General features: G+C 40.3%; 14 protein-coding genes. 4 read left to right on the top strand and 10 right to left on the bottom strand.

The annotated features are described in order from the left end of the window. The 5 genes from M2448_RS19810 to M2448_RS19830 form a co-directional block, all read right to left on the bottom strand. The coding region (locus tag M2448_RS19810) for a hypothetical protein (protein WP_280697234.1) at nucleotides 1–458 on the bottom strand (458 nt) is incomplete at its 3' end. Continuing rightward, nucleotides 455–988, bottom strand: a complete 534-nt coding sequence (locus tag M2448_RS19815; protein WP_280647001.1) for a hypothetical protein — start codon at nucleotides 986–988, stop codon at nucleotides 455–457. The genes M2448_RS19815 and M2448_RS19810, both read right to left, overlap by 4 nt. 302 nt (nucleotides 989–1290) lie before the next feature. Continuing rightward, complete coding sequence (locus tag M2448_RS19820; RefSeq protein WP_280647002.1) at nucleotides 1291–1827, bottom strand: hypothetical protein; 537 nt, start codon at nucleotides 1825–1827, stop codon at nucleotides 1291–1293. A 119-nt stretch (nucleotides 1828–1946) separates the two neighbouring features. Further along, nucleotides 1947–2894: a hypothetical protein gene (locus M2448_RS19825; protein ID WP_280647003.1), complete on the bottom strand. Its 948-nt coding sequence runs from the start codon at nucleotides 2892–2894 to the stop codon at nucleotides 1947–1949. Between the two features lie 31 nt (nucleotides 2895–2925). Beyond that, nucleotides 2926–4101, bottom strand: a complete 1176-nt coding sequence (locus tag M2448_RS19830; protein WP_280647004.1) for an XkdF-like putative serine protease domain-containing protein — start codon at nucleotides 4099–4101, stop codon at nucleotides 2926–2928. A 322-nt stretch (nucleotides 4102–4423) separates the two neighbouring features. On the opposite strand from M2448_RS19830, the gene M2448_RS19835 reads away from it, so the two are divergent. The 3 genes from M2448_RS19835 (at nucleotide 4424) to M2448_RS19845 (ending at nucleotide 7577) form a co-directional block, all read left to right on the top strand. Beyond that, nucleotides 4424–5920, top strand: a complete 1497-nt coding sequence (locus M2448_RS19835; protein WP_280647005.1) for a T9SS type A sorting domain-containing protein — start codon at nucleotides 4424–4426, stop codon at nucleotides 5918–5920. 198 nt (nucleotides 5921–6118) lie between these two features. Beyond that, nucleotides 6119–6961 (top strand): hypothetical protein, encoded by an 843-nt coding sequence (locus tag M2448_RS19840; RefSeq protein WP_280647006.1) that lies wholly within the window; start codon nucleotides 6119–6121, stop codon nucleotides 6959–6961. A 118-nt stretch (nucleotides 6962–7079) separates the two neighbouring features. Next, nucleotides 7080–7577: a DUF6712 family protein gene (locus M2448_RS19845; RefSeq protein ID WP_280647007.1), complete on the top strand. Its 498-nt coding sequence runs from the start codon at nucleotides 7080–7082 to the stop codon at nucleotides 7575–7577. Nucleotides 7578–7881: 304 nt separating this feature from the next. On the opposite strand, the gene M2448_RS19850 is transcribed toward M2448_RS19845, so the two are convergent. The 5 genes from M2448_RS19850 to M2448_RS19870 all read right to left on the bottom strand — a co-directional run bounded on the left by M2448_RS19850 (nucleotide 7882) and on the right by M2448_RS19870 (nucleotide 12145). Beyond that, a complete protein-coding gene (locus M2448_RS19850) occupies nucleotides 7882–9477 on the bottom strand; it encodes a hypothetical protein (RefSeq protein WP_280647008.1) in 1596 nt (531 codons plus the stop codon). A 5-nt stretch (nucleotides 9478–9482) separates the two neighbouring features. Continuing rightward, complete coding sequence (locus tag M2448_RS19855; RefSeq protein WP_280647009.1) at nucleotides 9483–9959, bottom strand: hypothetical protein; 477 nt, start codon at nucleotides 9957–9959, stop codon at nucleotides 9483–9485. After that, a complete protein-coding gene (locus tag M2448_RS19860; RefSeq protein ID WP_280647010.1) occupies nucleotides 9956–10489 on the bottom strand; it encodes a hypothetical protein in 534 nt (177 codons plus the stop codon). Before M2448_RS19860 ends, M2448_RS19855 begins: the two co-directional genes overlap by 4 nt. A 309-nt stretch (nucleotides 10490–10798) precedes the next feature. Next, entirely contained in the window at nucleotides 10799–11491 is a 693-nt protein-coding gene (locus M2448_RS19865; RefSeq protein ID WP_280647011.1) for a hypothetical protein, read from the bottom strand. Between the two features lie 180 nt (nucleotides 11492–11671). Next, entirely contained in the window at nucleotides 11672–12145 is a 474-nt protein-coding gene (locus M2448_RS19870) for a hypothetical protein (RefSeq protein WP_280647012.1), read from the bottom strand. Between the two features lie 95 nt (nucleotides 12146–12240). On the opposite strand from M2448_RS19870, the gene M2448_RS19875 reads away from it, so the two are divergent. Next, entirely contained in the window at nucleotides 12241–14394 is a 2154-nt protein-coding gene (locus tag M2448_RS19875; protein WP_280647013.1) for a hypothetical protein, read from the top strand. Nucleotides 14395–14589: the final 195 nt, after the last annotated feature.

Raw genomic sequence — 14589 nt, forward strand, 5'->3', positions numbered from 1 at the left:
TTCCATCCTTTCACGCCCATTGTTGCGCCTGTCTCTCCTATGCAACAGTTGCTTTGCGGATAGATGGATAGGCTAAGGGCGGTGAGGGTGTCGACATCGGATTTAACAGCTGTATCAGATGGGATTACAATTCCCACATCGTTCCACGATTTGCCATCGTAGCACCAGTAATGGCCTGTATTGGCAGCCTTATAGGCATCTCCTCTCTGGACATTCTGTAAGGCTTTTATTGTTGTTTCATTGGCAGATTCTCCCTTGTAGATGATTCCCAGCGAGAAGTTTTTTATAATTTTATTCATCTCGCTCTTATCAGCTTTCTGAGCATCGAGACGGTCTATATTTTCCAGATATATCCCTATCTGCTCTATAGGCGTGCCTACATCGGTCTGGGAAATACTTTCCGGTTGTGTCTTGTTGGCAATGTCGCGTCCTGCCTGTTTTATTTGTTTTGGTGTCATAAATAAGTATCGTTATAAGTGTAATTAAATATTCCTGTTATATACTGAGTATTGTCGAGATCGGTTTCGAACAAAGGATAAATTGAATTTTTCGTAATGGTTATACTATATCCGTCTGTCTCACCCGATTGCCCCGTTTGCTGTGTAAAACTTACAGCAGCTCCGCCGTCAGAACCAAAACAGAAAGTTTTACCACCGGCCGTTCTGAATATGACGAGGTATTTGTTCGAAGCCGTAAGCGTAAGATTTGCCGTTTTATCGGCTTCGAGTACCCTTACGAATGTGGTAAGCGTTTGTTTGTAAGTTCCCGACTCCAGTGTTTCCACAAAGTTGCTTTCCCCTACCGATGACAGTTCCATATATTCCGGCGATGCTACTTTTATTTTTTCCACAAAGCATGTATCGTACAGCATATCGTCTCGGAACCGGTATCCGACAAAGTCTCGTATATCCAGCAGGTAGATGTCTCTGATACCTCCGGGAGAATACTCACAGGAGTGTTTTATATTTCGGATCAATTTGCATGTCATAATTTTATAAAATCGAGTTATTTTAAAAATAGCCCATGGCTTTCACCGATGGGCTATCAGTCTGCTGCCCACGACCTGTTTTTACCGGCACATCAGGCAATCAGAATTTATTAGAGCCTGTTTAAATTTTACCAAAACATTTTGTTATCGTTCTTTTTTCGTTCATTTTCAGTCTCTTTTTGTCCGATTTTCCCCTTTCTTCAGCTTGAATAGCCCGCTATTCGCGCTTCAGAAAAGAAAAAATCATTCCAAAAATAGTTCTGAAAACCTGAACGAATAAAATTTAAACAGGCTCTTAGTTATTATGGAGTAACTACCGTTGCATCTACTATTGCCGAAATAACGCTTTCGCTGGTAAGCAGGCGTCCCATTTCTATTTCGGTTCCGGCCATTGTTACTGTCCATCCGTTAGCATCGGCCTCTGCCGCACCCGAAGCGTAGTTGAAAGCTGTAGCACTCATTCCGTTGTTTCGTCCCAGCATTACCGCGCGGTTCGACTTATCGACGACAACAGCCGTAAACTTACCCAGACTTAGCGCTTTTTCCTGATTCAACAGTTCGTAATCGTAATTACTGATCGTAAAGTTCAGCGTATGTGTGCGGTACTTTCCGCCATTGCCGTTCTGTGCCAGTTCGTCGGAAAAAGAAGCTGTATTATCTACGAAGTCTATCTTATATGCTTTTGCATTATCGGCTAAGGTGAGAGTCTCTATTCCGCCATCGGTATTCATTGTGTATTCGTTTCCCGAGTCGTAGTTGAACAGATAAACGGCTTTTACTCCTGCCAACGAATACTGGCAGTTGTTTTTAGTAATATTTGAAGTTAATTTACAAGACATAATTTTTTATTTTAATTTTTTAATGAGTTAATATGCCGATATGCCAATGAAGTAGAAAGAATAAGTACAGGATGAAATGTTATTTGGCACATTAGCAAATTAGTTAATAAGCATATTGATTAATTATCCGAACTGTAGAATACAACTTCGTCCTCGAACGGAATGGCGAATCCTAAGCGCAGGCGACCGTCGATGAATATTTTGTTGTCTTCCGGCGCAGCCTTTTGTCCGATACGGATTTCTTCAAGGTCGTTTACTAAGTCCGTTCCTACTAGGAAGTTGCGGGCATCGGCGGCAATCATCGCATCATCGGTAAGCCCTTTCACAGGAACTACCTCCACGCCCATATAGCGAACTACATCGCCTTCGACCGTAAAGTTAGGACTGACAACTACATTGCTGCCGAAAATGCCGCCCAGTGCCATTTTTACTTTCAACAGTGTGGCATACGAGACGTAGATATTCAGCGAGCCTTCCTGCAACCCGATAGCCAATACATCTTCGGGAACGGCGGAGAATACTTTCTCAATTTCGGCCAATACATTTTCTTTTGTCAGAGCCACTCCGGCAATCTTTACAGCCTGTGTACTGTCGGTAAGCACTTTGATGACGCCATCGAAGTCGTTGGCATCGGCCGAGCTGTCGCCTTTGAAAATCTTAGCTTCGATTTCGCTGCTCAGTTCTGCTGCCAGAATTGTCATTGTAGCATCTTCGAGGTTGGCAGGCAGTTCCTGATTCCGCGCACCCGGACTAAGCATCCACACTGTGCGTTTGCGTTCGAGGTCGTCGATACATTGTTCGAGATTGATTTTGTAAGTTTTTATCTTCATCTCTTTTTCGCTCAGTCTTGTCACCTGATTGGGTGTCCAGCTGCAATCGCTTCCGTCGGGTTGCAGGATGTTACCTGTCAGGTCGATAAGGTTGAGCATAGTCGATTCCTTTATTCCTATCACAGGTGTTATTTTTCCCTTTTCGATAAGTTTCCCTCCGAAAATGGCTTTTGTAAACCAGTCCATATTAGACGAAGGCTGATAAGTAAGTGATGAGATGTTGTACATATTTCCCATAATGTTTTTGATTTATTAATGTGTAAATTGGTTATTTTCTGCGATTAACTGTCTGATTCAATGCTACTGCCATGCGTTCGGCTGTGGTCATCTCATTCATTTTCTTTGTTGTACCCTGACGCTGCATAGCCGGCTGTGCCGAAGGTGTTTTCTTACGCATTTCTTCTATCTGCCCTTTAGTATCTTCGAGCAGGCTTTGTGCATCTGTAAGCGATTGGGTAAGCGAGTCGATGGTCTGCTGCATCTCGGCGATCTTTGCTTTCAGAGCATCGGCCGTTTTCGGCTCAAACTGTGCAAGTTTTGCTTTACTGCGTTTCAGCGTTTGCGGGGCTTTGGCATCTTCGGGTTTGGTCTTGTCTTCCGATGGTTCGCGGGTTTCGGTAAACTGTCCCTGCTCGTCTATCACTAGCAGATTGCCATTTGCCAATTTGTGTTCTCCGGCAGGCATTTGCTCACCATCGAGTGTGGCAAAGCCATCTTCGTCTACATAGGCCTCTTTACCATCGGCAAGTACAAACACGACATACGGTACACCGCTGCTTGTAGTATCGGCTTTCTCTACAGCTTCTATGTCGAGCAGCATGTGTGCAATACGCCCCAGCAGGGTTTGTTTCGGTTTCTTTTTGTTCATTTTTTTACATTTTTGATTCACTTGATTCTTAATATTCAATTTATCGGGTTGTTGATTGAAAAAACCTTCCAAAGAAAAGCCTTTGACATGGCCGGTCATCACCTCTTTATCCCAGTATGCTTTGTCTTCGACCTTGTAGCTACACATCAAGGTTCCTTTGGGAAGGTTTTCAAATCCTAATGCTTTTGATTTATCTGTCTGCGGATCTTCTACAATCCACAGTTCGGTGAGAAAATTACCTTTGAGCACGCTCTGGTGCTGATGGGTAGTATTATACAGCGCAACGCCTGTACGCATCATTTTCTGAGCGATTTTTTCGATCTGCTCTGCCGAAAATTTGATGTAATAGTCTCCCAATTCTTCGCTGTGGCGAAAAATAAGTTGTTCGGGTTTCAGCACTACGCCTGTAAGTATTTGCTTACGGGCATCGCGGTTGAGGTAGAGTTGTTCCTGTTGTTTTTTCAGTGCGACAAAGTCGACTTCGTTAGCCGGACAATCGACAAACGAAATGGCACAGATGCCTGTAACGTCATTGTCATCGTCGTCAATAAGGCAGTTGTAGATAGGTAGGTTCATGTAATTATGAATTATAAGTTATAAATTATAAATTAGCTCCGCTGAACACTGTTTTGAAGAATAGGATAAGCTAATTAAAAATCAGGTAGTTATATTGATTATTCGGAGAGACTACCCGTTGTTTTTACCTATAGATAATTTGGTTTTGGGAAAATGCAGAAAATGAGATTATTTAACTAATAATCATATAAGCTCTCTTTATTTAATGACTTATATTATAGATATATGTTATACAACAGTATATTTATACAACACAATATTTTCAACTTAACTAAATTATTGTTAATTTCATCTTGATTGTCTAACTTAAAATGTAATGCTTATGAAAAAGATTTTACTCGGAGTTATTTTTTGTTGCTTGTGGAGCGTTAATCTATTTGCTCAGGTGGATAGATTCACAGGTATACCGGAAGTCTATACCGGAGAAAAACATTTATATCGTATTTGGTTTAATACGCCTTTGAAAGAAGATGCAAAGTATGTTATCAGAACAGGAAAATTTGGAACTTTTTCAGATTCGTCTGATACTGCTAGAGTTGTGAATGTTGCTAAAGGCAAAATGTATTACGAATTTTGGGTAACATGGGGAAATACTGCCACTACTAATGCGAAGATTACTGCATATAAAAATGGTGGGGCGCCAACTAGTGCTAAAACTTATACTGTAAAAATAATGGAGAAATCAGTAAATCCTCCTGTAGATCCTCCAGTAAGTCCGTCTAAAAAGATTACTGGGAATAAAACGATAGATTCTGGTTCTGACAATATGTATAGTTTTCATGTATATTCAGGACATCAAGTAGAGTGGTTTTATGATACAGAATTATTAGAAGAAATAGACAATCCAATTCATGATCATCGAAGTATAACACTCAGACCAAAATATGGAGCAACAACTTCCGTCACTAGAAACATTATAGCTCAAGAATATGTTCGTGGAGAACTAGCTAAAAGCGATACAATTTCTATCAAAATAAATTTAAATATACCAAATTCTCCCAAATTTAATTTATTAAGTTCAGTGAGCAACAATAGCATTATTTGCAATAATTCTACAGTCTCATATACATTGACTAATCTGGTATCAAATAACATTAAGATTAATTGGCAAGGACAAAATCTTTCTTTAGTCTCAGGACAAGATACATCTAATGCCATTTTTAAAGGTAGTGGCAATGGTGTCGGTAAAGTTAAAGCTACTGTATCGTATAATGGACAAACCTTCGAAATGGAAAATTCAGACGTATGGGTAGGCGCGCCATCAAGTTCAATAACAATCATCGGATTTGAAAGTGCATCTAAAAAATTAAATCCAAGTACAACATATACATTTATGGGGCAGGAACATTCAAGTATAAATACATATAATTGGACAGTAAAAGGTTCTGCAACTTTAGAAAGTGTTCATACAGGAGGTCGTGCAGCAGATGTACATACAAATTATGTCCCTTATGGAACCAGCACCTCTTTTTCTTTGGGGCTTAGCCTTTCCAACCAATGTGGTACTACAGGAACTATATGGAGAACAGGAATTCTGGATAGAACCAGTTCGGGTGGCGGAAGTATTGAAGATCCGGACAATAGTATAGAACGGCTCGAATCGGGTGTAATGGATAAATTACGACCAGCTACCAGTCAAAGTTCTACCCCTGTATCCATAAAAGTATATAACCTCAATACAGGAAGTCTCGTTTATCAGAAGAAGAACGTAGTCAACTTCAACATTCAAAGTACTGAACTGAATGACGGTATCTACATAGTAGAAACCACAGATAGTGAAGGCAACAAAACCAGTGAGAAAGTATTTAAAAAGAGATAATAAATAGACAATAAACTAAGCAAAAGCCACCTCTGATAATATTCAAAATCAGAGGTGGTTTTATTTTTATTAAAAATATTCTCCCCCATTTATGGAATTTCCTTAACCATTTACTCTATACATTATAACGCAGGGATTATTGAGAGGCATATCCCTGTAGGGGCAATCAGAAATGAGAAACTAATACAGAAGCACACCATGAAAAAGTTTCTACAATACAGCATATCCGCCATCGTTATACTGGCCACAGTAGTGGGGCTGGTATCTTTCTATTACGAAAACGAGGCAGTAAAAGCAATGAACCGTTTCGATGCAACCCGGTTTTCGAAAGCAGACTTTACAATGAGCGAACTTGCTTTGTTCTGCGACATCGCTTTTGCGGGCGATGGCGTACGCGTGCGCAAGTGGAACAAAGACATAAAGGTGGAGATAAAAAATATCGAAGAACTGGACAGGAAGTCGATAGATGAGGTAGACTCTATAATCGTCCTGCTTGCTCCGCTTGTAGCTCCGTTGAAGATAGAGCGAGTAAAAAAAGGGGGCAACCTGCATGTGTACCGCAATGTAACACAGGTGACTTCATCGAAAGCCAAACATGAATGGAAACCAAGATATGTGAACGGATTGTCGAAAATAAACAAAGCAACTACTCGTTCGTGGAATATCACCTTCGCATGTGTTTATGATGGTTGCAACTCTTGTGCACAGACATTGTTACATGAATTTGAACATGCTATCGGCTTAGATCATCCGATCAACCTGTACCCTGACTACCTGACGATAGGCAGATCGGTGATTCCTCAGTATTTCCGTTCACAGGAAGAGGTGCAGAATTTTCTGAATCAGCCGTTCTATCTGTCGGAACAGGAAAAGACTGTAATAAGGATGCTCTATTCTTCCGAAATAAGGGCAGGGCTGCACATCGACCTGTTTGCTAAGGAGATGGGATTCGGTGAGGCCGACATAAAACGGATGTTCCCCAATAAAGGAAAAAAGATGGAAGTTGTGGTTTATCCGCCTTACGAACAGCGGTTTAAATAATCAATAAAGTGTACTGATCAGCTTTTAAGATACCTCAATAATTCATGCAGTTTATGAAATTGAAACATATTTATCTATATCGTGAATAGAGTATTAATTAACAAAAAGTAGATAAATTATGAATCAACTGCCTTTAATAACCGAAAAGCTGTTTAAACAGCATTCTCCCGTTACGTCTAATACGGATATCTCCGAGTTTATACCATACATCAGCATAGCGCAGGATCTGCATATAGCTGGCATACTGGGGATTCCCCTGATGGATGAGTTGCATGAGCAGGTAAAGTCGAATACACTGACTGCCGAAAGCAGTGAACTGATACTCAAGATTGCACCGGCTCTGTCGTTCTATGCTGTGTATCAGGCTTTACCGTTTCATTGGGCAACTATTGTGAATAAAGGGATTACTATCCGCGAGAGCGAAAACAGTAAAGGAATAGATATAAAAGATCTTGCCCAACTCCGCCAATGGATAAAGAACGATGCCGATACGCTGAAAGAAAGATTGACAGACTTTCTCCGTAGCCATCGTGAGGTTTATCCGTTATGGATTCCCGACAATGCGTGTGACAAGCAGGGAGACTTTGATAGTGGTTTCTTTTTTCGGGGGAAGTAATGTGTAAATCCCCTCAGACACAGCTATAAAATAAAAAAGGCCTCGATATCACATCGCAGCCCCTTTCAACCTTAACACAAACTTTACAAAACTATGCACATTAAACGTAAGATGTGTCGAAATTGTTCTGTTAAAGCATGTTATTATACACTAAAATAAGGAGTCGGAACATCAGTTCCGGCTCCAGTAGTTTGATTTGAGATATAAAAATCTGTTTTTTTTATAGGATCAAATTTGCATAGCAATTGCACACAGTAAATAATTGAACATACAATTTCAACTACTGATTTGCATTAATAAGGACTTACTTCATTTTTGCATTGAACGAATCGGTATAATGATACTTCATCTGCAAGGAAAACAGATCGTCTTTGCTGTTATGTTTTATATTCAGTTCATCTACAATGATGTATCGGCTTGTAGATAGCTCATATACAGCTACTGAAGAACATAGTTCTTTCAGCCAGTCGGCAGTTTCGCGTGTAATGGGATTCGTTTGTACAATAAACTGCTCGCTCACTTCCTTATCGAAGACCGATTCGATACGGCTGCTTGTTGTAAACTCAGGTGTCTGGGTACGGTAGATGGTAGTTGTATCAGCTTTGAAGTCTGTCTGTTCTGTTCCTCCGAAGTTGAAAGAAGACCACCCGCCAAGCGAATTGAGGAAAGCAAAATCGTTCACACTATGCAGGCAATGAGGCAGAATACGATATGTCTGCGGTTCGCTCATAATACTTCCGTTGCAGCAAAGGTACAATTCTACTTTGCCGGCTGTCGGATATTGGGCTATAACGGAATCTATATCGGCACAGATACAGTTCACATCGTGGAACGATGCCAATGGCTGCTCATTCGTTACCTTCCATCCCAAGAAAGCATTTGCCTGGGTATATACTCTGTACATTATGCCCAGAGCGGGATTCGGGCTGTTGTTATTCCTGCCGTTATCCGATAGTATAAAGTTGAAATATTGCTTCTGTCCTTTTATATGTGTGAGTACAGGCTGGCGTGTCAGAGGCTTTATTCTGTTGCCTTCTGTCGCATCATAAGTGTAATCTGCAAGGTCGTTTTTTTCCAGATTGCGGTCATAACCGGTCAACACATGCAGCACATCCGAATAGTAGAACGTCTCATTATTTATACCATTGTATCTTTTGGCTACGAAGTGGAACCCTGTCATTGTACCGGGGCTGCACCATCCTTCGGCAAGAAGAAAATCGTCTGAATAACTGTTCTGATTCGACCACATACTGTTGAGGTTGAACCATAGCGGCTTTCCGTAATAAGACTTGGACAGGGTGGTGATGTATGCGCCGTACTCGCTACTGTTATTATCGGCTTCTTTGTATATTTCGAGTTGTATTTCACAGTTCTCGCCATCTTCCATGATGGAATCGCCCGAAACAGAATCTTTATAATTATCGCTTACCTTGACAAAGGGGCTGGTTCCGCTCACTTCCTTGAAACAGTACAGGCTGCCATATCCTTTAGCTGTTATCCGTATTGTTTTTCCGTTCTGTAAACTGGCGTCATTGCTAACCGGTGGGATGGAAATATCGAAATTGCTTCTCAGGAATGTATCTTGCAACATGCAGGCTTTTATATTCTCTACGGTGATAGTTGTATCGCTGTGGTGAATGTAAAAAGTCTTATTATTCAGCTCAGCTTTATCTCTGCTACCTGTAAATTTATGTTCCTGGCTATTTCCTTTCTCCACTAATCTTAATTCCAAACTATTATTTATTCCGATATCGGAAATGGCAATGCTGAAATCTATCAGGTTACTGTCTTTGTTATTAACAGTAGTTGTACTGCCAAATTCTACAAAATTGGGGTTTCCCGCCAGAGATACTTTGACCGGTTCTGTTATATTTGCTATGTTTTTGGTTATAAATCCCATGTGTATTATTCATTAAAATATTTAGTAAATTCATCTGTTATTACTTCCAAGAGTTGTTCTGCCCATCGCTCGTCAAAGGCTTTTTCTATTTCGTCTTCCAGTGTAGCCATTATCGGGCGTCCTTCGTATCCGTCGCGCCATATTGCCCTGCCGATAAGGAACAGGGTGCTGTTGTCGGTAGGTATGCCGCGCGCGAGTGCCCAGTCTCTGAGTGCATCTATAGGTGGCTGCTTTCCCGAGCGGGGTTTGCGTCCCTGCTCTATGTAATCTATGTAGTTGTCCAACAGGGTTTCTATTACAATGCTGTCCTTCGTCTGGTAAGTCTTTATCCGGATATTTTTGTTCATGGCACTGTCTCTGAGCGTATTTTTTCCTGTTTTACTGTTTGTCCCCATACTATCCTCATCCAGTATCTGATGGAAGAGTTTCACTACATCGGCAGCTATAGCTTCGGTGAGTTTTACAATAGCATCGGTGTTCATTGCTTACGGGTTTTGATATCAAAATCGGGTAGCTTATGGTCGAATATCTCCGTATTGTCGGATAACAATCCCGACAGATCTGACACGAATTCCTTTTCCGTATCGAACTGTTCGTCTATCAGGCACAGGTTTTGCATGTTCACCTGCGAAAAGTTGATGGAGAAGCGGCAACCGCAGGCATTGTTGTCGTAGTAGTCGCGCAGGGTGGTGTATGTCCAGTCGGGACGGATGCTGATTCCGCAAGCAGTATCTTTTTTTATCCGTTCTATAATATTCAATCCGATGGAGAATCCCAGATTTTGCAGATGCGAAACCGATTCTTCGGTCGATGGCAGGAACAACACCGAGAAACTCACTGAGTTGACAAATACATTGTCCTGATTGCGTCCGTAGACAGGATCTTCGAGCCACAGCAGCGGATGGTTTTCTTTGCCATTGCCCAGTTCGTAGTTGCGGTTGTAGTAAAATGCCTTTATAGTCTTGTGTTCGCGCGCCTGTTGGCGGAAAATGCTTAAAATGTTATTTATCATAATCTTTTGGTATAAAAATGGTTTTTATACTATAGATAAAGTTTTATGGTTTTGATGAAAAGGTATGGTTTGTTGTAGAAAACAGAAGCGGATATGTCAGAAGTAAAAAGTGCCACCTGAGTGTTGTTCTCTACTGTCATGCTGAGCGTTAGCGAAGCATCTCTTCCATCAAAAGAGATGCTTCCGGTCAGGATAACATAAAGAAAATAGAAATTACTTTTGACACACCCGCTTTTCGTATCGGGCGATTGTATCACCGTCTTATTTGTTTCTCAAACTTATACTGTTCTTCTTCAGCCCGCGCCTTGTCTATTCGGTAGAGGAGAAATCCGAAAACTTCGACAACTGTTTTTCCAGTGATCTGGTCAAATAGATATATTTTATCCTCTGCCAGATCGGCAATTGTTTTATACCACCCCCATTTATTACAAAAGTCTTTGTATCCTTTAGAAATCGGTTTGCCTGCGCCACCACCTGAGAATAGTGGTTCAAAATCGCTTCGGACTCTTTCTTTTTGTGTAAAAAAAAAGCGAGCACCGGCATCGCCTTGTTACAAGGTAGGGTGCGGAACAATTCTTTGCGGGCGGCCGCTGTGTCTGTGTCATACTTTTCGCCTATGGGACGGCATATGATTGCCAATATTTCCGAAATCTTGGTGTCGCTGTCGCTCTCGAGAATGCTTTCAATATCGATCCATTCGCCCAGTGTGATCTTATCCGATAGCGGAACGTAGAAGTTTTGCCCGTTTATCTTTACTTTGTTGGATGGTTCAAAATCGGTATCGAATACAAATTGTATGGCATTAGATGTCTCTTCTAAAAGTTGAGCTGTCGATTCCAATAACATATCGGTATCTATCTTGCAGATATCGGCTATCAGCTTTATATACTGCATCTTGTCTTCGGGTTGGTGCATAAACCATTTTTCGTAATCGGCTAGTGTAAGGTCTGCCCAATTGTCGGGCACAGAGATTTTCTGTTCGTTAAATTTAATTTTCAGCATAGGGTTTTAATTAATTATAAGTTATAAGTGATGAATTATGAATTACTAGAGATGAGATGTATTCTCATTCATAATTTATAATTCATAACTCATAATTCCTTTTCTTTTCCCTATAGATAAATAAGTAAAATTTTGATGAAAAGGGTATAGTAGAGTCTGAAAAGACAGAGGACATCTTAATTAATGCACTAAATATACATCTCTGTCATCAATATAAAATATTTTCTTATTATTCAAATCATACATATAATTATCTTTCAAATAATAGGACAGTTCCCCTTTCATATTATAAACTTTATCTTCGGATATAGTAAGAATTTTTACAAACTTTTCTTCGTAAATATCATCCTGATAAATATAATAAACTTGGCTTCCTAAATAATCATAGATTTTATCTTCATTGATATAAAACACTGTTGTTGTTCCGTCCCTTATGGTATTATCAATAATATAATAAACCCAATTTTGTTCTTTATCATAGATATTACCATTTATAATGTAATAAACCTTTTCCGATATTTTATTATATATTGCATTATTCCATGTATAATAAAAAGGTATTTTTGATTCAGGAACTTCTGTCGGGATTTCATCTTTTTCACACCCAACAAAACAAAAAGATAAAAGAAATAATATATATAAATACTTTTTCATAGCGCTGAGAATAAATATTCTACAAATATTAGACTAATAAAGCGACATATAGTTTAATGAAATTTTAAAAACTTTATCTATATGATAAAAGCATTATGACAACAATGAAAGAATTCGACATTATTATTAATGACAAAGGCGGCGATAAGCTGAAAGATAAATTGAAAGATATAAAAATAGAAGCTTTATCGGCAAAAGAAGTTATAGAAAAAATAGCAGAACCAAGTGCTGCCTCGAAAATAGACAGCCAACTGGAAAACCTGAGTAAAAATGCCAATAAGATAATTGCATCGACGGCAAAAGTTAAAGAGCAATATTATGCAACTACCAACGAATTATTTAAATCGTTTAGCGGATATAATAAGGATATGAACGAACGCTTTGTGCAATTGTCGGCAAAGTCGACAAAACTGTCTTTGACTATGGAACAGATGCAAGGGTTGAACGAGAAAGCGTATAAAACGGTTACGCAGACCGCGACAGCCAAACTGGCTGCCAGTCAGGCCGAAATAGATGCCCTCGCCAAAAGTGCGAAATCGGTGGAACAGGTGATGGCCGCATACGAAAAAAAGAAAAACCTGTTGGAAGAACAGGCTGAAATAGAGAAAGCCCGCATAAATAATGAATATGAGGAAGCGAAAAAGGCAGGCGGCGACATTGTAGCTATGGAAAAGCTAAAAGCTGAAAACATTGCCCTCATCGACAATAAGCTAAAAGAAGACCTGAAACAAAATGCAAAAAGTTACGAAGCATCGGCTAAAAGCTTTAACGATAAACTTTACAAAAGCCTGACTGATGGCGCAGACGTTGCCGCCGGCACCGTATCGAAAAAAACAAAGAATATGGTAAACGATGCCGCATCAAATGCCGCCGAGGCTTTAGGAATACCCCAAAAGGCGCTTAAAGAAGTGGCTCAGGCGGCTATAGATGCACAGGATAAGAATAAGAAGGCCGCTGCCGAAGCAAAGAAAGCAGCAGAAACGGCAGGAAGCGCTACTGCAGCAGCTACCGCTACAGGCGCGGCTGCAGCCAAAACAGCCGAAGCCACAAAGATTATAATAGATGTAGAAGAAACGCGAAAAAGGATAAATACAAACATCGAAGCGCTCAAACACTATAAGCTGTCATTGGAGCAGAATGGCCGTGCGATAATCGAACAATACGATGCGGATCTGGAGGCGGCAAAGGGAAACCATGAGGAAACAAAGAAACTGGAAGCAGCAAAAGCCGCAGCCATCAAATATTATGGCGAAGAGATTATAAAAACCAGCCAGAATATTACGGCGCAACAAAAGAAAGAGCAGGACTTAGGATTGGTGCAGTGGCAGCAGTATGCAGAAAGTTTTAAGAAAATAGCTACTGATGTGAAAGACAAGGTTTCGATGATAACTACTTCGGCTACCGGAATGTTTAAAGCAATGACTGATGAAATAGATCAGGAAATAAAAGATATTAGTCAAAACCTAAGTGAAACGACTAGAGAAAAAGAAGATTATAGCAATAGAGAAAAAGCAAGAATAGATAAATTAAAAGCTTTAGGAGAATCCGTAACAGAAGCTGAAAAAGACGAACTAGAAACAAAGCTAGCTATACAGAAAGATTACGAAAACAAAGAAAATGATTTAAAAAATCAAAAGACAAAGAAAGAAGTAGAAAAACGCAAAGTAGAGAAAATTCAACGCAAAATAGATTTAGCCAGCCAAATAGTAACTGCAACTGCCAATGTCGCCGAAGGTGTAACCAAAGCACTAAAGTGGGGCTGGCCGTTAGGGCCTGTTTTTGCCGGTATGGTTGGTGCGATGGGAGCTATTCAGATCGGCATCATGACCAAGCAGCTAGCCAAATTTGCCGACGGTGGCCTCCTCAATGGCAAACGCCATTCACAGGGCGGTATGCGCATAGAGGGTACAAATATAGAAGTAGAGGGCGGCGAGTATGTGGTAAACCGTGAATCGACATCCAAAAATCTCGGGCTTGTCCGCTATATCAATTCACAGCGCAGGGAGTTAAAACCCACTGACCTTAACAGTTTCTTTTCCAAACCGTGGCAAAGCTATGAGTCGCCATTCAAAGAACACTTTGAAGCGGGCGGGCGGCTAACACCTCCCATTATAGACGTACCCAGCCAAACAATGAATAACGAAGAACTGCTGAAAGCAATAAAATCAATGAATATGAAAGTTGCAGTAACGGATATTATGCGTGTACAAGACGAAATGACACAGGTAGACGGCTGGTCGGGGATATAATTAATCTTTTAGTTGCTGGGGATGATAAATCCCCAGTGACGAAGATTAATTATACCAATCATTCAAACTTCCAGTTTTCACCTCGTAATGCCCTGAACCACCATACGATTCCCGAATAGAAAATAAAACACTATTTTTATTATACCAATCATTCAAACTTCCAGTTTTCACCTCGTAATACCCTGAACCGCCATA

The sequence above is a fragment of the Dysgonomonas sp. PF1-14 genome, assembly GCF_029892965.1.
Classification (GTDB): domain Bacteria; phylum Bacteroidota; class Bacteroidia; order Bacteroidales; family Dysgonomonadaceae; genus Dysgonomonas.